A 19,939-nucleotide genomic window follows, 5' to 3' on the forward strand; every position below is an offset into this window, starting at 1 on the left:
GCTCCAGTAGCGTAAAAGAAAACAGACAGTTAAGCCTTAAATAGTAACAAACGTTGGGGCTTTAACGTTGCTCTTTCATCGCCGCGCATCTGGCTTTTTAGCCGTTACGCTGGTGCTATTGCAGTGTTGCCGGAGGATTGGCCTGCCACCCGCCGCCCAAGGCTTTAAATAACGTCGCTGCCGCCGCCAATCGTTCGCGCTGCACATCCGCACGGTCAAGCTCAGCTGAAAGCAGCGAACGATCAGCGTCGAGTCGTTCCAGCATGCTGACTTGCCCTTGCTCATGCATCAGCACCGCAAGCTCCTGCGCCCGCTCTACCGCCTCAAGCTGGTCATTGACCGCCTCGACGCGCTGCTGACTGATATCGTAGTTATACAGCGCATCGCGTACTTCGTTGAAGGCGGTCAACACGGTTAGTCGATACTGCGCATCGGCTTGTTCGACCAGCGCTTCCGCGCTTTCCACATTGGCACGGCTGCGCCCGAAATCCAGAAGCGGCCCAACAATTGATGCACCAAGCCCCCAAGAGCGTGCATTATCAGTAAACAGGTCGCTGGTATTGGCCGCCACGCTTGCTAGGGAAGCATTGAGGTTCAGCGATGGCAAACGGCCAGCTTCGGCCACGCCAACCTGGGCGTTAGCGGCGATCAGCTCAGCCTCCGCTGCCCGTAGGTCTGGCCGCCGCTGAAGCAGCTCTGAAGGGAGTAAATGCGGAATACGCGCAGGCTCAGCAATTTCGCGTAGATGCGTGTCGCCAAAATCAAGCTCGCCCATTAGTTCGCGCGGTGACATCCCCACCAGCACGGCCAAGGCGCCTCTCAGCGTCTCTACCCGCTGAGTAACCTGCGGGAGTTCAGTGCGCGCGCCCTGCCACTCAGCTTCAGCCTGGCGCACCTCAAGTTCACTGCTTTCACCCAACTCGAACCGCAGTTGTTGCAGTCGGTACGTCTCTTCGTAAGCGGCCTGCGTCTCTTCAAGTATCGCCTGCTGGTACTGGGCGCTTTTAAGGTCGAAATAAGTAGTGACAACATCCGCAATGACGCCAATTTCAGCGGCATCATGGGCAAACTGACTCTCTTCAAACATGGCGATGGCGGCCTCGCGTTGGCGCGCCAACCGTCCCCAAAGGTCAAATTCATACTCAAGGCTACCCGCGAGGGAGTATTGATTACTGGTCGAGGTGAGCAAGTCTTGCACCGGCTCAATATCGATGGGTATGGAAGCCCCGGGCATGCGTTCGCGGTTAGCTTCAGCCTGGTAACCAACGCTTGGGAATAGCTCGGCATCGGCCAACCCCAACTGTGCTCGGGCCTCTTGAATACGGCCCAGTTGAACGGCCAATTCGAGATTATCTTGCGTGGCACGGGCAACCAGCGCATTTAAGGCGGGATCATTGAACTGCTTCCACCAATCGCGCCATTCGCTGCGCTCTGCCTGGCTGAGCGTAATACGCTCAGGCCAGGTATCCGGTAGCGCTATTTCAGGACGCTGATAATCAGGCCCTACCGTACAGCCACTTAATAAAGCGACAAGCGCCACCCCTAACCAACGGCGTTTGACGTTCCCCTTGTACATCTGCACTCCTTTGCATTCTTCTACAGTGTTTGCCACCGTTGAGCTATTCATCCACTCAGATAATTATCTCAGGATAAAATTAAACAACCGTTCGTCGCACTCCCCGCTAACTACTATAGTTCTAACAGCTATGGCTCTAACGACGATGGTTCTAACGACTATGATTCTAACGACTATAGTTGCTAGCTTGCATAACGACACCCTGGTTATAAAGATACCCTGGTGATAATAATACGTTAGTTAAAAATGGATTTGACCGCTTGCATGGAGGCAGCTAATGAGGCCGGGCTTTTTATGGATTTTTTTGGTGCTCACCCCCTTATTAACCGTGGGTTGTGGCAACGATGATGAAACGCAACCTAACCCGACCCAAGTTGTGAAGCTCTATGAAACAAGCCAGCAAGAGGTCTACCCAAGCCGCAGATTTGTAGGCCGCGTGGATGCACTGAGCACGGTGAACCTGGCCTTTCAGGTAGGCGGGCGCATTGAGGCGCTTCCCGCCGTTCAAGGTGCAACGATTCCACGCGGCGAGTTAATCGCCCGGCTCGACCAGACCGACTATGCCTTACAGGTTCGCAGCGCCGAAGCCGAGTACGAGCAAGCTCGCCGCCACTTGGTAAGACAGCGCAACCTGCGGGCCCATGACGCCGTTTCCCAATCCGCATTGGATAGCGCCCAAACGGAGGCCGAGCTTGCCGAAACCCAGCTTGAGAGCGCGCGTCAGGAACTTGCCTACACCACCCTTAATGCGCCGTTCGATGCGCTCGTATCCCGGCGTTTAGTCGAGAATCATACAACGGTCCCACCCAATACAGAGGTGGTGCGCATTCAGGATATCTCCGAGCTGCGGGTACGCTTTAACGTGCCCCAAGCGTTAATGCAGCACCTTGAAAGAGACCATCACTTTAAGGTCGAGGCCGAGATTGCCACCCTACCGGGGCAGCGCTTCTCGCTTGAGTATCGGGAACATGCCACCGAACCTGACGAAATCGCCCAGACCTATGAAGTAGAGTATGCCCCAACCCCGGACGTCCCGTTGATCGCCCTCCCCGGCACGACCGCCAGCGTTTTTATCGCGTTTAAAAACACCCTTGAGACACCGCTGATCATGGTGCCCAGCAGCGCCTTGGACAACGATGAACAAGGCGAATTTCAGGTGTGGATTTACGACGGCGATGAAGGCACGGTATCGCCGCAACGCGTTACCCCCGGCGACATCGTCGGTGACCAGGTGATTATTACAGCGGGCCTTGAAGACGGTGCGTCTATTGTTGCAGCGGGTGTTCATTTGCTACGTGATGGCATGCAGGTCAAACCGCTTGAAGCATCGCTATAAGGGGCGTGGTCATGAATATTGCGAAGCTTTCAATCGAGCGGCCCATCAACACCTGGCTGATTGTTGTACTTTGTCTGTTTGGGGGTATTTGGGGGTTTAATGCGGTGGGCAAGTTGGAGGATCCATCGTTCACCATTCCCTACGCGATCATCAACACTCCCTACCCTGGCGCCACTGCTGAAGAGGTTGAGGAAGAGGTTACCGAGCGCTTGGAACGCGCCATTCAGGAAATGCCGCAAATAGACGTGCTTGATTCCAAATCGGTGCCCAACCGCTCAGAAATCCAGGTAGAAGTACGCTCTACTTATGGTAGTGACGAACTGCCACAAATCTGGGATGAGTTGCGCCGCAAGGTTAATGACACCCAAGCCGACCTGCCGCAAGGCGCCCAACCTTCTCAGGTCAACGACGACTTCGGTGAAGTATATGGGCTGTTTTATGCCGTCACCGCCGACGGTTTTTCTACCCGTGAGATTCGCGATATTTCAACTTTTCTTCAGCGCGAACTACTGGCGGTACCGGGTGTTGCCCGCGTCACTAGCGCAGGCGAACGCGAAGAGACGATTTATCTCGATATTTCCAATGAGCGGCTAACCACGCTCGGCATTCCCATCGAGCAGGTAATCAATACTATTCAAACCGAAAACGCCGTCGAAGACGCCGGAGTACTGCGGGTGGGTGATCGACAGGTACGCCTTGTCGCGCGCTCGAACATCGACAGCACCGCGCTACTGGAATCGATCCGCATTGGTGCGCCAGGCACAACCGACCAGGTAGCGCTGGCCGATATCGCAACGATTTATCGACAGCCCACTGAAATCCCCGACCAGGTCATCCGTTATAACGGTCAAACCGCGTTTACGCTGGGTATCTCGGGCATCGAAACCGAGAATATCATTGAGGTCGGTGACGCTGTTGAAGCGCGTATGGAGCAGCTGCAAAGCCGTATTCCGCTCGGTGTTGAACTTCACCCGCTTTATGAGCAGCACGATGTCGTTAACGACGCCATCAATGACTTCCTGATTAATTTGCTGATGTCGGTGAGTATCGTTATCGGCGTACTGTGCCTGGTCATGGGCTGGCGGATTGGCGTGGTCGTAGGCAGCACGTTGCTGCTGACCGTACTCGGCACGCTGATGTTTATGGCCATTTTCAATATCGAGATGGAGCGCATTTCACTCGGCGCGCTGATTATCGCCATGGGCATGCTGGTGGATAACTCCATCGTGGTGGCAGAAGGCATGGTCACCAATATAAAGCGCGGTATGAAGGCCAAGGAGGCGGCCAGCGCATCCGCACAACGCACTCAGATACCGCTATTAGGTGCCACTATTATCGGCATTATGGCGTTTGCAGGCATTGGCCTTTCCGATGATGTAACCGGTGAGTTCATGTTCTCGCTGTTTATCGTCATTCTGGTGTCGTTAATGTTGAGCTGGCTGCTGGCCCTCACCGTTACCCCGCTGTTCGGCTTCTACCTGCTGCGCAAGAAAGGTGAAGAGGATGAAGAAGAGAATAATCAGGATGACGAAGAGGATTTATACGGCGGCCTGATGTATCGCAGCTACCGCAAGGTGCTCTTGATGGCGCTTAAGCTGCGCATTATTACCGTCGCGGCGCTGGTGGTGATTACTGGAGCCTGCATGTGGGCTTTTACGCTAGTGCCTCAATCCTTCTTCCCTGATTCAAATACACCTATATTCTTTATCAACTACGAGCTCCCTCAAGGCACCGACATTCGCGCCACGCTACGCGATGTCGAAGAGATAGAAGCTTACCTTCTCGAACAGGACGATGTGGTATCGGTGGCAAGTTTTGTGGGCAGTGGGGCAACGCGCTTTATGCTGACCTACTCACCCGAGCAGCCCAATACCGCTTACGCACAATTCATCGTGCGTACGGCAGAGCTCGACGCTATTCCCGCGCTGGACCGACAGTTTTACCGCGATTTAAATGAACACTTCCCTAATGCCCAAATACGTACCCAGCGCCTGCAGTTTGGGCCCGGCGACGGCGCTGATATAGAGGCACGTTTTCAGGGCGCCTCCGCCAGCGTGCTGCGTGGGTTAGCCGCTGAAGCCGAAGCACGTATGGCGACCAATTCCTTTCTCATTGACGAGCGCACCGACTGGCGCCAACAGGAGCTGATCGTCGCACCAGTGATTAATGAGGAGCGCGCGCGTATTGCCGGCGTCACACGCGATGATATTACTCAGGCACTTCAGTTTGCCACGTCAGGCATTCAAGCGGGCACCTATCGTGAAGGCGAGCATTTGGTGCCTATTGTGGCTCGAGCGCCTCAAGCGGAGCGAGATGACGTGGCGCTGCTGCCTGATCGGCAGGTATGGAGTGAAGCGCAAGAGCAGTTCATCCCTATTACGCAGGTGGTGGATGCCTTTGAGACGCGCAGTGAAGAGGCCTTGATTCAGCGGCGTAACCGCGTGCGTACACTCACCGTGGGCGCCGAGCCAGGAGCAGGCTACACGGCGGCCCAGGCCTTCGAGGAGATCCGCGCTGAGATTGAAGCCATCCCGCTACCGCCGGGCTATACGTTGGAATGGGGCGGCGAGCACGAAGACTCCGGCGACGCTCAAGCATCACTGGCGCAGCAGCTGCCTATCAGTTTCTTAATCATGGTACTGACGACCATTCTGCTTTTCGGAAAACTCAGGCAACCGTTAATTATCTGGCTGGTGGTCCCCATGTCGGTATGCGGTGTCGTTATAGGCCTGCTGGCGACCGGCCTGGCCTTCTCGTTTACTGCCCTGCTCGGCATGTTAAGCCTTTCTGGCATGCTGATGAAAAATGCCATTGTGTTGGTCGATGAAATTGATGAGCAGATTCGTCAGGGCACGGCACGTTTCCAGGCACTGCTTGAGGCCAGCATTAGCCGCCTGCGCCCGGTGCTCTTGGCGGCAGGCACCACCATTCTGGGCATGATCCCGCTGCTGACCGATGCGTTCTTCAACAGCATGGCGGTCACTATTATGGGCGGGCTAGCATTCGCTTCGCTTCTCACTCTGGTCGCGGTACCCACGCTTTATGCGCTGTTCTTCAGTATTAAACGGGACGAGGTTGAAAACGAGTAATTATCGAGCGCCCCATCCGCTACGACAGGCGACGTTCGGTACGGGCCAATTGAATTATACTAGGCTTGTGTCTATGAGCCTCTGAGCGGCTTTAGCGCTGCATGGAGGCAAGGAAGCAAAAGACGCAAGACCTTGGATATAGTAATAAAACCAAATGAATAACCTGTTTTATTATTTATTTACTTTAAATAGTATAAAAATATGTAAAATAACTACACAAACCGTGCCGTTTCTATCATGCAGAGGTCATTATGCCGAGCCCAACACCTGCTACGTTAAATCCTACCGTTGCCAAGGTTACTCAACGTATCCGTGAACGTTCTCGGCAGCGGCGTGCGCTCTACGAAGCGCATATGGCGGACCAACATAAGCAAGGCGTTCATCGTGGCGAGCTTTCCTGCGGGAACCTGGCGCACGGCTTTGCCGGCTGCGATGTGCCTGTCGACAAGGGACGACTCAAGTTAACCAATAGCGCCAACGTGGGCATCGTATCGTCCTATAACGATATGCTTTCTGCTCACCGGCCTTTCGAAGACTACCCTGCGGTTATTAAAGAAGCCGCGCGGGGCATGGGTTCAACCGCACAGTTCGCAGGTGGCGTACCCGCCATGTGCGACGGCGTGACCCAGGGGCAGCCCGGCATGGAGCTGTCGCTGTTCTCCCGCGATGTGATTGCCATGGCGACGGCGGTCGCACTTTCTCACAACATGTTTGATGCAACGCTGTACCTGGGTATCTGCGATAAAATTGTGCCGGGGCTATTTATTGGCGCTGCACGCTTTGGCCATCTACCGGCTATGTTTGTGCCTGGTGGCCCCATGACCACCGGCCTTCCGAATGACGAAAAAGCCCGCGTTCGCCAGCTTTATGCTGAAGGCAAGGTTGGCCGAGACGAGCTGTTGGAATCCGAATCCCAGTCCTATCATAGCCCTGGCACCTGCACGTTTTACGGTACCGCCAATTCCAACCAGTTAATGATGGAAATGATGGGGCTCCATCTGCCCGGTGCCTCCTTTGTTAACCCCGGCACCCCGCTGCGTGAAGCGCTCACCCGCTACGCCACTGAACAGGCCATTCGCAATACCGAACAAAGCGGCAACTACCGCCCGTTCTATAAGCAAATTGATGAGCGAGCAATTGTTAACGCAATTGTCGGCCTACTGGCCTCCGGCGGCTCAACCAACCACACGCTGCACCTGGTGGCCATGGCAGCCGCGGCGGGCATTACCATTAACTGGGACGACTTCACCGAGCTTTCCGCTGTGGTACCCAGCATGACCCGCATTTACCCCAACGGCCAGGCGGATGTTAACCACTTCCAAGCAGCGGGCGGTATGAGTCTGCTGATTCGTGAATTGCTCCAAGCGGGTCTTATGCATGGCGACATTCCTACCGTTTTTGGTACGGACATGACCGCCTACACGCAAGAGCCTTTCCTTGAAGATGGCAAGCTCACTTGGCGCGAAGGCCCTGAATCCAGCCTCGATTCAGAGGTACTCCGTCCGGTCAGCAATCCTTTCTCGCCAACTGGCGGACTTACCGTACTCGACGGCAATCTGGGCCGCGGCGTGATTAAAATTTCCGCAGTGAAGCAGGCACACCGCATCGTTGAGGCGCCTGTTCAGCTATTTGATGATCAAAACCAGGTAAAAGCGGCGTTTGAATCGGGTCAGTTGGATCGCGATGTCATCGTAGTGGTGCGCTTCCAAGGCCCTAAAGCCAATGGCATGCCCGAACTGCACAAGCTCACGCCGTTTTTAGGCGTGCTACAAGACCGTGGCTTTAAAGTGGCCCTGGTGACCGATGGCCGCATGTCGGGCGCTTCAGGCAAAGTGCCTGCCGCTATCCATGTCACGCCTGAAGCCATTGACCGTGGTCCTCTATCCAAACTACAGGATGGTGACATTGTGCGCCTGGATGCCGAAACCGGCGAACTTAACGTACTGATGGATGCCGCCACGTTTGATGCCAGACCTTGCGCGCAGGCCAATCTTGAGCAGAACCACTTTGGCATGGGTCGCGAGCTATTTGGCGGCTTCCGCCATTTGGCCACTAAAGCCGAAGAAGGCGCAGGCGTGTTTGGCGGCTTTGAAGCTGACGTTCTTTCCCGGGAGCTGGAAAAAATCGAGCAGGAGGACCAATGAGCCGACCTGCTCTCATTGGCGACATCGGGGGAACCAATGCCCGCTTTGCGTTAGTCACCCCGGGGGAGAAAACGCCCCAACACATTCTCAACCTACCCTGCGCCGACTACCCGGGGGTGGTGGAAGCCGCCCAGGACTATTTGAGCCAAGTGGGCGCGACCGGCAGTAACGCGCCCACCGAGGCCTGCTTAGCGTTTGCCTGCCCGGTGCATGCCGAGCAGGTCAAAATGACCAACAACCACTGGCAGTTTTTAAAAAGCGAGGTTCAGCAGACGCTGAACCTTTCGCTGTTTAAAGTTATTAATGATTTCACCGCTCAGGCATTGGGCATCCCCCACGTGCCAGATCACGACCTGGTGGAAGTGAAGCCCGGCACGCCTCAAGCACATGCAGCGCGCCTGGTAATTGGCCCGGGCACGGGGCTGGGCGTGGCGGGCGTTTTCCCTGGCCTGCACGCATGGATTCCGCTGCCCACCGAAGGCGGCCATGTTACGTTTGCCCCCACCGATATTCGAGAGCGTGAACTGCTGGATGAGCTACACAAGCACTACCCGCGCGTCAGCGTAGAGCGCCTATTGTGTGGCCAGGGCATTGTTGACCTGTATACGGCTGACTGCGCCCTTGAAGGCATAGCGCCAGCGTTTACCACTGCGGCCGAGGTGACTCAGGCTGCCCAGCAGGGTGATGAAATAGCCAGCCGCACGCTGCTGCGGTTTCTAAAAATCCTGGGGGATGTGTGTGGCGACGCAACACTGACGATGGGCGCTCGCGGGGGCGTTTATCTATGTGGCGGCATTGTTCCACGCCTACTGGACTGGCTGCCCAACAGCGAGCTACATACGGCCTTTATCAATAAAGGGCGTATGCACACCTATAATGCGGATATTCCTATCTGGGTCGTTACTCACCCATGGACAGGCCTGCTAGGCGCTGCCGAAGCGCTACATAACGAAGAAGTGTTTTAACGCGCAGGGCGGCAGCAACCTCAAAACAACAAGGACAACCCATGATTTCTGTTATTGCGTTTGGCGAAGCGCTGGTGGATATGCTTTCAAGCCGCTTAGGCGATGCTAACGACCGTCAGGAAACCTTTACTCCTTACGCTGGCGGTGCGCCCGCTAATGTTGCCGTCGCTTGTGCTCGACTTGGGGTGCCTAGCCACTTTTTAGGTATGGTCGGCGATGACACATTTGGCCATTTTTTGATTCGGGAACTGAATAGCCACGGTGTTAATACCGATGGCGTTATGCGGACTAAGATGGCCCGTACGGCACTCGCGTTTGTCTCCCGAGATGCCCTCGGCGAACGCACCTTTGACTTCTACCGCCCACCGGCCGCTGACCTGCTCTATCGCATTCATCATTTGCCCCAAGGAGTATTTGAAACGCCAGCCATCGTGCATCTGTGCAGCAATAGCCTAACCGACCCTGACATTGCCGAAACCACCCTCGCCTTGGCAAACATGGCCAAGCAGTCTGGCTGTCTGGTGAGCGTTGACGCCAATCTGCGACATAATTTGTGGGCAGATGCCGCCGCCGACATTGGCCTGGTGATGCAGCTTTTAGACACTGCCGAGCTGCTCAAGATATCGCTTGAGGAGCTGGATTACCTGCGCGGCGAGCAGTCCCAGGACACCTGGCTTAACCAGCGTTTGGCCGCAGGCGTCAACGTCATTTTGATTACTGACGGCCCTAACGATGTGGTGCTTAAAAGTGCTGCCATGGCACAGCACATTGCGCCGCCCAGTGTACAAGCGGTGGACACGACAGCGGGTGGCGATGCGTTTATTGGTGGCCTGCTGGCAGAGCTTTCTCGCCACGGCATTGCCCCAGGTTGGAACGAGGATAACGCCTTCTTAAGCGCTGCCGTGGAGACTGCCTGCCGCTGCGGGGCTCATGCCGTTACTCGGCCTGGCGCGTACGCCGCGCTACCCACTCAGGATGATATTGCCGCACTTCGGGCGCGTTAAAAGCAGTTTCCAAGACTCGTCCTTTTAAAAACGGTACTTTACAAACAGTCCTTTTAAAAAAGACCCACCTAAAACCAACTTTCGTCTGGTTGTTAAAATGTCTGACATTTAATAAGCTCACGCTATTACCGTCATTCATAGAGACATCCCATGACGCTGGATACCCTGCCCGCCCACCACGGTGGCGCTGAACACTTGGCACGCTTACTGGCCAGGGCACTATTAACCGGCCACTGGCAGCCCGGTGACGTCTTTCCCAAGGAGCTGGATATCGGCAAGCACTTTGCCGTCAGCCGCAATCAGGTACGCAACGCGTTAGCAAGCCTAACGGCCGCCGGGCTTATAGAGCGCACGGCGGGCCGAGGCACGCTGGTTCGTGAAATGAGTGAATGGCACCTGCTTGACCCATTGATGAGCGAATGGATGACAGGGCTCGTCAACCTGGACCCTCAGCTCGTGCGCGCAATTTACGCTTTTCGATTCTCAGCAGAGCCCACGGTTGCGAGATTAGCGGCCCAAGCGGCCACCGGTGATGACATTACACGTCTGGAAGCGGCATTTGAAGGCATGCGCTGTTCGGCAGGCACCCCTGACGCGCGCGCCCAGCACATTGAGTTCGATGTTGCCTTTCACGATGTGATCTACCAAGCGACGCATAACCTGGTGTGGCGGCAAATGGGCCATTTATTACGCCCTTCAATCATGGCGCTGGTATATCGCTCGCAACACGATATTAAAACACTCGATGACAGTTTGACCCGGCACCGCCACGTACTGGATGCGATTAAAGCCGGCGACATTAACGCGGCTGACACCGCTGCGCGCGAGGTATTGCGGCGCACCGCTATCGATCTGGGCATCGTCTAGCTGGGCTAAAACAAACTTCTGCAGTAACGCTTGCCGTACCCACTCGGCTAACCGTGAGGATTATATCGTATGAAAATTACGCGTCTTAAAACATGGCAAGTCCCTCCCCGCTGGCTGTTTCTTAAAATCGAAACCGATGAAGGCTGTTATGGCTGGGGCGAGCCGGTCATCGAAGGCCGTGCCGCAACGGTAGAAGCGGCCGTTCATGAACTTTCCGACTACCTGATTGGCCAAGACCCTCATCGGATCGAACACCTTTGGAACACGCTCTATCGTGCTGGGTTCTATCGCGGCGGCCCCATTTTGATGAGCGCTATTGCGGGTATTGACCAGGCACTGTGGGACCTTAAAGGGCGTGATTTGGGTGTTCCCGTTCACCAACTCTTGGGGGGAGCAGTGCGCGATAAAATGCGCATGTATGCCTGGACCGGGGGCGACCGCCCAAGCGATGTGGGCGCCGGTGCCAAGGCGCTGGTCGAAAAAGGCTTTACCGCGTTCAAGATGAATGGCACGCCCGAAATACAAATCGTCGACTCTCATCGCAAGGTCGATGAAGCCGTGGCCCGAGTGCGTGAGGCGCGCGAGGCCGTTGGGCCGGATGTGGGTATCGGTATCGACTTTCATGGCCGCGTCCATCGCCCCATGGCCAAAGCATTACTGCGTGAGCTTGAGCCTTACCATCCCATGTTTGTTGAAGAGCCCGTTGCACCGGAACACTTGCCTTGCTTGAAAGATATTGCGGGCGGGTTGAGCTACCCCTTGGCGACCGGCGAACGCTTACATACCCGCTTTCAGTTCCGCGATCTGCTGGCCGATGGCATGATCGACATTATCCAGCCGGATATTTCCCACTGTGGCGGCATTAGCGAAGGGCTGAAAATCGCCACCCTCGCCTCTGCCTACGATGTGGCGCTGGCGCCCCACTGCCCGCTTGGGCCGTTAACCCTGGCCGCTTCACTTCAACTGGATGCTGTCTGCCATAACGCCTTCATTCAAGAACAAAGCATGGGGATTCACTACAACCAGGGCAATGACGTGCTGGACTACCTGGTAGACAAAACAGCCCTAAGTATCACCGACGGTTTTTGCGCTATCCCCCAAGGCCCCGGTCTGGGTGTAGAAATTGATGAAGCCTATGTTGAAGAGCGCGCAAAAACAGGCCACCGCTGGCGCAACCCGGTATGGACGCACGACGACGGTTCTATCGCTGAGTGGTAAGCCCTGCTTTCTTAATCGTGGAGAACCTTATTCGTGGGGAGATATCGTCACATGCGTACCGATTCTGATGCGTTACCGCAAACGCTCGCCTGGATCGCGGTGGACTGGGGCTCCAGCAACCTGCGTGCTTGGGGGCTCGATAAGCAACACCAGGTGATCGCCAACGCCAGCAGCGATAAGGGCATGCTTTCGCTCACGCCGGATGAATACGAGGCTGAACTGTTGCGCCTGGTGGGCGATTGGCTACCTGCCAACGGCCACATAGCGGTAATGGTGTGCGGCATGGCAGGCGCTCGACAAGGCTGGCTGGAAGCCGCTTACCTGCCGGTGCCTATCTCGCTTGACCAGCTTAGCCATGGCGCGGTGATGCCTCGGCTGGTAGGTGGCCAGCTGCGTGTGCATCTGCTGCCCGGTCTGAGCCAAACCCACAGCGCGGCTCAGCATTTTGATGTCATGCGCGGAGAAGAGACCCAGCTTGCTGGCCTGGCGGCCGAAGCGCCCGATTTTTCAGGCCGGGTCTGCCTGCCGGGCACCCATTCCAAATGGGCGAGCATTGAGTCAGGCGCGGTAACACAGTTCACCACCTATCTAACAGGCGAGCTTTATCAGCTGCTGGCCAATCAGTCGGTCCTAAAGCACTCCATTGGCAGCGATGCGCTAAACGAGCCCGCCTGCCGCGATGCGTTCATCGCCGCCGTCAGCGAGATAAGAGCAGCCCCAGAGACGTTTAGCAGCCGCCTGTTCGGCCTGCGGGCGCAGGATTTACTGGATAGCCGCCTGCCCATGGGTAACACCCGGGCAAGCGTGCTCTCGGCACGGCTTTCTGGCCTTGCGATTGGCCTTGAGCTAGCGGGCGCCTGCCAATCATTATCTACCGATGAAACGGTTACCTTGATTGGTAATCCAGCGCTTTGTCATCGTTACCATTTGGCCCTTAACGCGCTCGACTTTCAGACCCATCACGTTGAGGGCGACACCGCCGTACTGGCAGGTCTTCGACTCGCCCACCAGGCGCTAACAAATAATGCAGAGAGAGCTCTATGACGTTACCCCTGATCGGAATTTTGCGAGGCGTAACGCCCGATGACGTTATCGACGTTGCTGATGCGGTGCTTAACGCAGGCATCACCCAGATTGAAGTGCCGCTGAACTCGCCGGAGCCACTAGAGAGCATTCGCCGCTTAGTTAACGCCTTTGGCGAGCAGGCGGTCATTGGCGCGGGCACCGTGCTTACCCCCGCACAAGTGCGAGGCGTTCATGCCGCTGGTGGGCGTTTAATTGTCTCGCCTAATTGTCGCCCCAGCGTGATTGAAGAAACGCATCGTCTTGAGATGGCGAGCTGGCCTGGCATTGTTACCCCTTCCGAAGCATTCGATGCACTTGACGCTGGCGCGACAGGGCTTAAGCTTTTTCCTGCCGTCCAAGTCGGGCTGGAAGGTATGAAAGCCGTACGCGCCGTACTGCCTGAAGGCACTCGTTTGTACGCCGTAGGCGGTGTTGGAATCGATAACTTCGCCACTTGGCGGGCAGCCGGTGTAGATGGTGCTGGCCTGGGCAGCGCACTTTATAAACCCGGGCAAAGCGCCAAGGCGGTTGCCCAACAGGCGATTGCGTTAGTTAACGCCTGGAAAAAAGCCGGAGAAGAATAATGTCATTACCCACATGGCAGGCAACTGTCGCAGTAGATAGCGGCTGCCTGCTTGGAGAAGGCCCGCAGTGGCAAGCCAGTAGCGGACGGCTTTACTGGTGCGATATTATTGGCAAGCGCTTGCACTGGTTCTCTCACGCCAGCCAGCGGCATGACCAAATAGCGCTAGACGATATGGTTTCCTTGGCCGCGCCACTTGAAGATGGCCGCCTGTTACTAGTGGGTGAGCGCTCATTGAGCCACTTCGATCCTGAAAGTGGCAGCATCACTCATTTTGCCGACGCTGAAGCCGACAACCCTGTTACGCGCAGTAATGACGCACGTGTGGACAGGCATGGCAGCCTGTGGTTTTCAAGCATGGGAAAACAGGCTGAGCACCAGGCGGGCAGCCTCTACCGACTGCATCGCGGCACGCTTAGCCAACTGCGTACTGGGCTTAGCATTCCTAATGCGTTGTGCTTTTCACCCGATGGCACCACCGCTTACTTTACGGATACACCAACCGGCGTAGTGATGCGCTGGGCGCTGGATGACCAAGGCTGGCCGCTCGGAGAACCCGAGCCTTTTGCGGATTTTTCCGGTCATATTGGCAGCCCCGACGGCGCCGTGATGGATAACCAGGGCTGCCTATGGCTAGCGCTTTGGGGTGCTGGCGAGGTTGTGCGCTTAAACGCTGACGGTGAGATCATTGGCCGAGTGCATCTATCAGCCAGCCAACCCTCTTGCCCGGTGTTTGCAGGCCCAGAGCTTAAAACGCTGTATATCACGACGGCTCAAGAGGGATTTACCCCGGACCAGCTTGCTAAAGAGCCGAACGCTGGCGCGCTATTTTCCGTGCAAATCGACATAGCCGGGCTCGCCGAACCGCCGCTACGGCTTGCATAAATTCAACAACAGCCGCTAAAACGATAAGGCCCCGCTAGTTGATACTAACGGGGCCTTTCTGTTACTGGGCTATTGATGACAGCGCTATTGCTAACAGGGCTAGCTTTCAGCGCCTAATCGACAATTATCCAGCAAAGCTTATATAAATAATGATCACTAAAATGATCAGCGCGACACCTGAGGGTAGTGCACCTTTCCAGGGCGTTAGATCAACACCACCGACATGCTCCTGCACCCAGTCCGTTTCGCGCGGACGTAGCTTACCAACAATCAGCATCATCACCACTAACAAGGCAAACACCAATGCGACGAAGTGGAACTCATTCATAATCTCAGGCAAGAGATTAAATGGCGGCACAAAGTAACCAGCCGCGATCAATAAACAGCCGCCCACCAGCGCTATTTTGGCGGCCATGGGAGGTACCCGTTTGGTCAGTAGCCCCACCAGCACAACAGCCAGAATAGGAATAAAGTAAATGGCGTTCATCTTCTGCAGGTAGCCGAATAGACTATCCTGCCCGGCCAGCAGTGGCGCGATAATCATGGTAATAATCGCCATGATCCAGCCAAAGATCTTGCCCGATTTAACAACCTCCTGCTCAGTAGCGTCTTTATTCAGCACGCCTTTATAAATACCCAGGCTGAAAATGGTGGTGGTACTGTTAAGCGCGGAGTTAAACGAGGACAGAATCGCCCCGACCATAACCGCCGCAAAGAAACCCGTTAAATAAGGCGGTAGAACGTTAAACACCAAGTGCCCATAGGCTTCATCAGCCTGCACACCCTGATCAGCATAGAGGTTATAGGCAATAATACCTGGTAGCACGAGATACAGCGGGCCAAGCAGTTTAAAAAGCCCTGTCAGCAGCACACCCTTTTGGCCTTCGGCCAGGTTTTTGGCGGCAAGCGTTCGCTGGATAATCTGCTGATTCGTGCTCCAATAAAACAAGTTAATCAGAAAGACCCCAGTAAACAGCGTGAAGAACGGCACCTGCTGCTCTGAGCCACCAATCGAGTTGAGCTTATCCGGGTCGCTCTGCTTAAGAATGCTCCAGCCTTCCATGATGCCCGTACCGCCACTCACCGCTTGAAGGCCAAAATAGACGACCACAAAACCGCCCACTAACAGCCCAATACCGTTCAGCGTGTCGGAAACGGCAACCGTACGTAGCCCGCCAAATAGGGCATAGATCGCACCGATAATGCCCACGATCCATACGGTTAGCCAAAGCAGTGTGCTTGATGACTGAATACCGGTTAGCCCTTGCAGATCCAGCATCCCCTGCAAGCCAATCGCACCAGAATAGAGAATGATCGGCAGCAAAATAACGGCATAGGCAATAAGGAAAATGACGTTGGTGATCAGCTGGGTGCCTTTATCAAAGCGGATTTCCAGCAATTGCGGCAGTGTAGTAATACCGCTTTTTAAAAAGCGCGGCAGGAAAAACAGCGCCAGCGCGACCAACGCGATAACTGCAACGACTTCCCATGCCATAACGCTTAGCCCATCGGCAAACGCAGCCCCGTTTAGGCCTACCATCTGCTCAGTGGAGAGGTTGGTCATTAGCAACGAACCCGCAATCAGCGGGAAGGTCAGCGAGCGCCCTGCCAGGAAATAACCAGTGGTACTGGAGTGATCATCCCGGCGTGTGATACGCCACGTAATAAAAGCGACCAGCCCTGTAAAAAACAGGAAAGACGCCAGGGTCAGCATATGCATGTTGGCTTGCTCCATTATTTAGTCATCGTGTTGTACATGCGCAGTGCGAATAAATGTCTGACATATCTCCGCAGAGATTCTAACGGAGCGGTGGATTAACGTTTATCCCCCTTTGGTCTTACCTAACGTGTTATTTTACATAAAAAAACCGGGCAACATGACGTTGCCCGGTGATTGGACAGGAAGACCTTTAGAAATCGCCTAGACCTGTGGATAGCCCTTGAAATAGCCTTGGGCGTACAAACCCAGGCGCTCCATTAATGATGAAAACGTTCGGCGGCTTCCTGAGCCAATTTGCGAATGCCTTCCCAATCTTCGGCTTCAACCAACCTGGCGGGCGTGAGCCAGGAGCCACCTACGCACATGACGTTGGGCAGTGACAGGTAGGATGCCGCATTCTCGACCGTGATGCCGCCCGTGGGGCAGAATTTCGCGCCAGGGATCGGAGCACCAAAGGCCTTGAGTGCTTTAACGCCACCGCTGGACTCCGCCGGGAAGAACTTGAAGCGGCGATAACCGAACTGCCAGCCGGTCATCAGCTCTGATATGGTCGAAACGCCCGGCAGCATGGGTACTGAGCTTTCGATACCGTAACGATAAAGTGCCTCGGTCGTGCCCGGCGTTACGACAAAGTCAGCGCCTACTTCTTCGGCCTGGCGATATTGAGCAGGGGTGAGTACGGTACCCACACCAATGCTTGCTCCGGGCAACGCTTCACGCATGCGCTTAATGGCTTCCAGCGCACAGTCGGTACGCAGGGTGACTTCGAGAACTGTTAAACCACCCTCTACCAGGGCCTTTCCAAGCGGCACGGCATCTTCAAGGCGATCAATGGTGATCACCGGAATCACTTCCGCTTTAAGGCAAATGCTGTCAAGTTCAGCGGTGCGCGTTGAAGGTAACTGTTTATCTATCGACATCGTAAGTCTCCGGAAATCTATTATTAATTGATTGTTAAGGTGCCCAGTAAATAGCCAAGGGGCATGACAAAAAGGCACGTATTGGCAGTTGCCGCACATCATCGCCGTTCAAGGCATTGGCCAGTACGGCACGCTTATCGTCACCGGTAATATGTAAAATATGCCGATGTGCCTGGTGTAGCCGGGAAGCTGAAAAGGTAATCCGCGGCTGTGGTTGACTAGGGGTTCTCACCGCCACCAACGGCTCATCCGTAGAAAGCGCTAACCCGAGTTCCTGGCTATCCGGGAACAGCGAGGCTGTATGGCCATCCCCGCCCATACCAAGTATCACCACGCTGGCTGGCCAGCTAAGCGATGCGGTCTGTTCGGCTACCGCCGCGACGCCCTCTTCCGGCGTTGAAGCTTCTGCGGTTAGGGGCACGAAACGCGCCGCGGCGGCAGCGCCTTGCAGCAGGTTTTCACGCACCAGCCTGGCGTTGCTGTCGCTGCTTTGTTCATCCACCCAGCGCTCATCTGCCAGCGTGATATCGATACGCGACCAGGCTAGCGGCTTGGCAGCCAGGGCTTTAAAAAAAGGCACCGGGGTCGAGCCACCGGACACGACCAGAAGCACGCGCTCCTGGCGGTCTAGATCTTCACTCAAGGCCTGCGCGACCGCTTCGGCTAGCTGCTCCGCTAGCTTTTGACGTTGTTGGCTCATGTTAATAATCCTCGTACCAGCTGCGGCCATCCTGGGTAATCATCGCAATGGAGGCAACCGGCCCCCAGGAGCCCGCCGGATAGCGCCTCGGTGGGGTCTCACGACTCTGCCAACCGGCAATTAACTGGTCGCACCAGCGCCAAGCGTGTTCCACCTCATCACGGCGTACAAACAGATACTGCTGGCCCTTCATGACTTCAAGCAAGAGGCGCTCATAAGCATCGGGAATACGTGATTTAGGGAAGGCACTATTAAAATCAAGATGTAAGGGCCCTGGGCGCAAACGCATGCCTTTATCCAGGCCACTGTCTTTGGTAAGTACTTGTAGGGCAATTCCCTCTTCCGGCTGAAGGCGAATAATTAACTTGTTAGAAGCAATATCGCGCTGGTCCGGATCAAAGATATAGTGCGGCTGCTGGCGGAAATGGATCACAATTTGCGACAGCTTTTCGGGCATCCGCTTACCGGTGCGAAGATAAAAAGGCACGCCCGCCCAACGCCAGTTAGACACCTCGGTTTTCATCGCAACAAAGGTTTCCGTCTGGCTCTGGGTATTAGCGCCCTCTTCCTCCAGGTAACCAGGCACCGCTTGGCCATCGCTGGTGCCGGCAATATATTGCCCGCGTACCACATCGCGCCCTAACGCCTCCCCTGTAAAAGGTTTCAGCGCTTTCAACACTTTTACCTTTTCATCACGAATGGCATCCGCATCCAGGTTAGAGGGCGGGTCCATGGCGATCAGACATAACAGCTGCAGCAGGTGGTTCTGCACCATGTCACGCAGCTGGCCGGCATCATCAAAATAGCCCCAACGCCCCTCAATACCGACCTTTTCGGCCACGGTAATCTCAACGTGGGAAATATGATTCTGGTTCCACTGAGTGCCGAAGAGCGGATTGGCAAAGCGCAGCGCAATCAGGTTCTGAACCGTTTCTTTACCCAAGTAGTGGTCAATGCGGTATACCCGTGACTCAGGAAATACAGCACCAATGGCATTGTTGATCTGTTCAGACGATGCCAGATCGTAGCCAATCGGTTTTTCAACAACGACGCGGGAGTCTTCGTCCAGACTTCCACTGGCCTGAAGATGGTGACAAATATCGCCATAAATACGAGCGGCAACAGAAAGGTACACCACCATCGGTTGTTTTGAGCCTTCTCGCCATTCGCGAATGGCTTCAAAGCCCTCTGCTGTTGAAAAGTCGAGCTGACGATAATCCAGACGATTTAGAAAGCGCTCAAAGCTTGAGTCCTCTAGTTCGCTGCTTTTGAGCCGTTTACGCAATGCGCCGCCTACCAGTTGCCTGAACGACGCCACATCATGCTCCTGACGCGCCAGCCCCATAATGCGGGTGCTTTCGGGCATCAGACCTTCACGGTCAAGATGATATAAAGCAGGAAACAGCTTGCGCATGGCGAGGTCGCCCAACGCCCCGAAAAGCGCTAGATCAATGGCATGGTCACGTTCACCTAATGGGGCGCCTGGGGAGGCATATGACTGGCTCATCTCTGCTCCTATTTATTATCCACGACCATCTACGTGGTTAGATTACCTAAAATCTATCTAAAAAAAGGCATCATGCGCAATATTTAATGTAATTTTACTACAATAAAATATTTTTGGAGCGATTCGACGCGCTTTTATTTCGCTATAAACACACTCTACGTGCTTGATAGCACCTGCCGCTACCACTGGATACCCCCACTGATGCCGCCACCATAGGAAGAATGACCTCCATAGCTGGGGCACTTATGCGCTGGCTCGCTTGCCAGCCATAGGCCTCTTAGTGCGGCATGACTGAAGGATGCAATCAGCGCTGCGCCTAGTGCGGTACGCGTGAAATGATGAGTGGTCATTTTCGGTCTC

16 protein-coding genes are annotated in these 19,939 nt (G+C 55.2%); 10 read left to right on the plus strand and 6 right to left on the minus strand.

The window, feature by feature from the left end:
• Positions 1 to 115 precede the first annotated feature (115 nt).
• On the minus strand, positions 116 to 1,576 hold the full coding sequence (locus tag ACT3TY_RS11445) for an efflux transporter outer membrane subunit (protein WP_444628300.1): 1,461 nt from the start codon (positions 1,574 to 1,576) through the stop codon (positions 116 to 118).
• Between the two features lie 277 nt (positions 1,577 to 1,853).
• On the opposite strand from ACT3TY_RS11445, the gene ACT3TY_RS11450 reads away from it, so the two are divergent.
• From ACT3TY_RS11450 to ACT3TY_RS11495, 10 genes are all read left to right on the plus strand, one after another.
• Positions 1,854 to 2,912, plus strand: a complete 1,059-nt coding sequence (locus tag ACT3TY_RS11450; protein WP_444628301.1) for an efflux RND transporter periplasmic adaptor subunit — start codon at positions 1,854 to 1,856, stop codon at positions 2,910 to 2,912.
• 11 nt (positions 2,913 to 2,923) lie between these two features.
• Complete coding sequence (locus ACT3TY_RS11455; protein ID WP_444628303.1) at positions 2,924 to 6,001, plus strand: efflux RND transporter permease subunit; 3,078 nt, start codon at positions 2,924 to 2,926, stop codon at positions 5,999 to 6,001.
• Between the two features lie 251 nt (positions 6,002 to 6,252).
• Positions 6,253 to 8,145, plus strand: a complete 1,893-nt coding sequence (gene edd / locus ACT3TY_RS11460; RefSeq protein ID WP_193055080.1) for a phosphogluconate dehydratase — start codon at positions 6,253 to 6,255, stop codon at positions 8,143 to 8,145.
• Positions 8,142 to 9,110, plus strand: coding sequence for a glucokinase (gene glk / locus ACT3TY_RS11465; protein ID WP_444628305.1), 969 nt, complete (start codon positions 8,142 to 8,144; stop codon positions 9,108 to 9,110). The genes edd and glk overlap by 4 nt, the downstream gene beginning before the upstream one ends.
• Positions 9,111 to 9,151: 41 nt before the next feature.
• On the plus strand, positions 9,152 to 10,114 hold the full coding sequence (locus ACT3TY_RS11470; RefSeq protein WP_444628307.1) for a carbohydrate kinase family protein: 963 nt from the start codon (positions 9,152 to 9,154) through the stop codon (positions 10,112 to 10,114).
• Positions 10,115 to 10,264: 150 nt separating this feature from the next.
• The gene (locus ACT3TY_RS11475) at positions 10,265 to 10,981 is read left to right on the plus strand and encodes a FadR/GntR family transcriptional regulator (protein WP_444628308.1); all 717 of its coding nucleotides are present in this window, start codon (positions 10,265 to 10,267) and stop codon (positions 10,979 to 10,981) included.
• 69 nt (positions 10,982 to 11,050) lie between these two features.
• Positions 11,051 to 12,199 carry a galactonate dehydratase gene (dgoD, locus tag ACT3TY_RS11480; RefSeq protein ID WP_444628310.1) on the plus strand — a complete coding sequence of 383 codons (1,149 nt, stop codon included), beginning with the start codon at positions 11,051 to 11,053 and terminating at the stop codon, positions 12,197 to 12,199.
• A 51-nt stretch (positions 12,200 to 12,250) separates the two neighbouring features.
• On the plus strand, positions 12,251 to 13,243 hold the full coding sequence (locus ACT3TY_RS11485; protein WP_444628311.1) for a 2-dehydro-3-deoxygalactonokinase: 993 nt from the start codon (positions 12,251 to 12,253) through the stop codon (positions 13,241 to 13,243).
• Complete coding sequence (locus ACT3TY_RS11490; protein WP_444628313.1) at positions 13,240 to 13,848, plus strand: 2-dehydro-3-deoxy-6-phosphogalactonate aldolase; 609 nt, start codon at positions 13,240 to 13,242, stop codon at positions 13,846 to 13,848. Before ACT3TY_RS11485 ends, ACT3TY_RS11490 begins: the two co-directional genes overlap by 4 nt.
• A complete protein-coding gene (locus ACT3TY_RS11495) occupies positions 13,848 to 14,732 on the plus strand; it encodes an SMP-30/gluconolactonase/LRE family protein (protein WP_444628315.1) in 885 nt (294 codons plus the stop codon). Before ACT3TY_RS11490 ends, ACT3TY_RS11495 begins: the two co-directional genes overlap by 1 nt.
• A gap of 124 nt (positions 14,733 to 14,856) precedes the next feature.
• Here ACT3TY_RS11495 and ACT3TY_RS11500 read toward each other — a convergent pair whose 3' ends face one another.
• The 5 genes from ACT3TY_RS11500 to ACT3TY_RS11520 all read right to left on the minus strand — a co-directional run bounded on the left by ACT3TY_RS11500 (position 14,857) and on the right by ACT3TY_RS11520 (position 19,929).
• The gene (locus ACT3TY_RS11500; protein WP_172118280.1) at positions 14,857 to 16,452 is read right to left on the minus strand and encodes a solute:sodium symporter family transporter; all 1,596 of its coding nucleotides are present in this window, start codon (positions 16,450 to 16,452) and stop codon (positions 14,857 to 14,859) included.
• 257 nt (positions 16,453 to 16,709) lie between these two features.
• On the minus strand, positions 16,710 to 17,372 hold the full coding sequence (locus ACT3TY_RS11505; RefSeq protein WP_172118281.1) for a bifunctional 4-hydroxy-2-oxoglutarate aldolase/2-dehydro-3-deoxy-phosphogluconate aldolase: 663 nt from the start codon (positions 17,370 to 17,372) through the stop codon (positions 16,710 to 16,712).
• Positions 17,373 to 17,406: 34 nt separating this feature from the next.
• Positions 17,407 to 18,072 (minus strand): 6-phosphogluconolactonase, encoded by a 666-nt coding sequence (gene pgl / locus ACT3TY_RS11510; RefSeq protein ID WP_441679274.1) that lies wholly within the window; start codon positions 18,070 to 18,072, stop codon positions 17,407 to 17,409.
• 1 nt (position 18,073) lies between these two features.
• Positions 18,074 to 19,579, minus strand: coding sequence for a glucose-6-phosphate dehydrogenase (gene zwf, locus ACT3TY_RS11515; protein ID WP_172118283.1), 1,506 nt, complete (start codon positions 19,577 to 19,579; stop codon positions 18,074 to 18,076).
• Between the two features lie 179 nt (positions 19,580 to 19,758).
• The gene (locus ACT3TY_RS11520) at positions 19,759 to 19,929 is read right to left on the minus strand and encodes a hypothetical protein (protein WP_172118284.1); all 171 of its coding nucleotides are present in this window, start codon (positions 19,927 to 19,929) and stop codon (positions 19,759 to 19,761) included.
• Positions 19,930 to 19,939 lie beyond the last annotated feature (10 nt).

Origin of the sequence: Halomonas sp. AOP22-C1-8 (genome assembly GCF_052378905.1) — a bacterium.
In the GTDB taxonomy this organism is placed as follows: Bacteria; Pseudomonadota; Gammaproteobacteria; order Pseudomonadales; family Halomonadaceae; genus Vreelandella; species Vreelandella citrativorans.

Bases quoted from the DNA above. Each gene is read 5' to 3' on its own strand.
- ACT3TY_RS11445 (WP_444628300.1), bottom strand. From the start codon at position 1,576: ATGTACAAGGGGAACGTCAAACGCCGTTGGTTAGGGGTGGCGCTTGTC.
- ACT3TY_RS11450 (WP_444628301.1), top strand. From the start codon at position 1,854: ATGAGGCCGGGCTTTTTATGGATTTTTTTGGTGCTCACCCCCTTATTA.
- ACT3TY_RS11455 (WP_444628303.1), top strand. From the start codon at position 2,924: ATGAATATTGCGAAGCTTTCAATCGAGCGGCCCATCAACACCTGGCTG.
- edd (WP_193055080.1), top strand. From the start codon at position 6,253: ATGCCGAGCCCAACACCTGCTACGTTAAATCCTACCGTTGCCAAGGTT.
- glk (WP_444628305.1), top strand. From the start codon at position 8,142: ATGAGCCGACCTGCTCTCATTGGCGACATCGGGGGAACCAATGCCCGC.
- ACT3TY_RS11470 (WP_444628307.1), top strand. From the start codon at position 9,152: ATGATTTCTGTTATTGCGTTTGGCGAAGCGCTGGTGGATATGCTTTCA.
- ACT3TY_RS11475 (WP_444628308.1), top strand. From the start codon at position 10,265: ATGACGCTGGATACCCTGCCCGCCCACCACGGTGGCGCTGAACACTTG.
- dgoD (WP_444628310.1), top strand. From the start codon at position 11,051: ATGAAAATTACGCGTCTTAAAACATGGCAAGTCCCTCCCCGCTGGCTG.
- ACT3TY_RS11485 (WP_444628311.1), top strand. From the start codon at position 12,251: ATGCGTACCGATTCTGATGCGTTACCGCAAACGCTCGCCTGGATCGCG.
- ACT3TY_RS11490 (WP_444628313.1), top strand. From the start codon at position 13,240: ATGACGTTACCCCTGATCGGAATTTTGCGAGGCGTAACGCCCGATGAC.
- ACT3TY_RS11495 (WP_444628315.1), top strand. From the start codon at position 13,848: ATGTCATTACCCACATGGCAGGCAACTGTCGCAGTAGATAGCGGCTGC.
- ACT3TY_RS11500 (WP_172118280.1), bottom strand. From the start codon at position 16,452: ATGCATATGCTGACCCTGGCGTCTTTCCTGTTTTTTACAGGGCTGGTC.
- ACT3TY_RS11505 (WP_172118281.1), bottom strand. From the start codon at position 17,372: ATGTCGATAGATAAACAGTTACCTTCAACGCGCACCGCTGAACTTGAC.
- pgl (WP_441679274.1), bottom strand. From the start codon at position 18,072: ATGAGCCAACAACGTCAAAAGCTAGCGGAGCAGCTAGCCGAAGCGGTC.
- zwf (WP_172118283.1), bottom strand. From the start codon at position 19,579: ATGAGCCAGTCATATGCCTCCCCAGGCGCCCCATTAGGTGAACGTGAC.
- ACT3TY_RS11520 (WP_172118284.1), bottom strand. From the start codon at position 19,929: ATGACCACTCATCATTTCACGCGTACCGCACTAGGCGCAGCGCTGATT.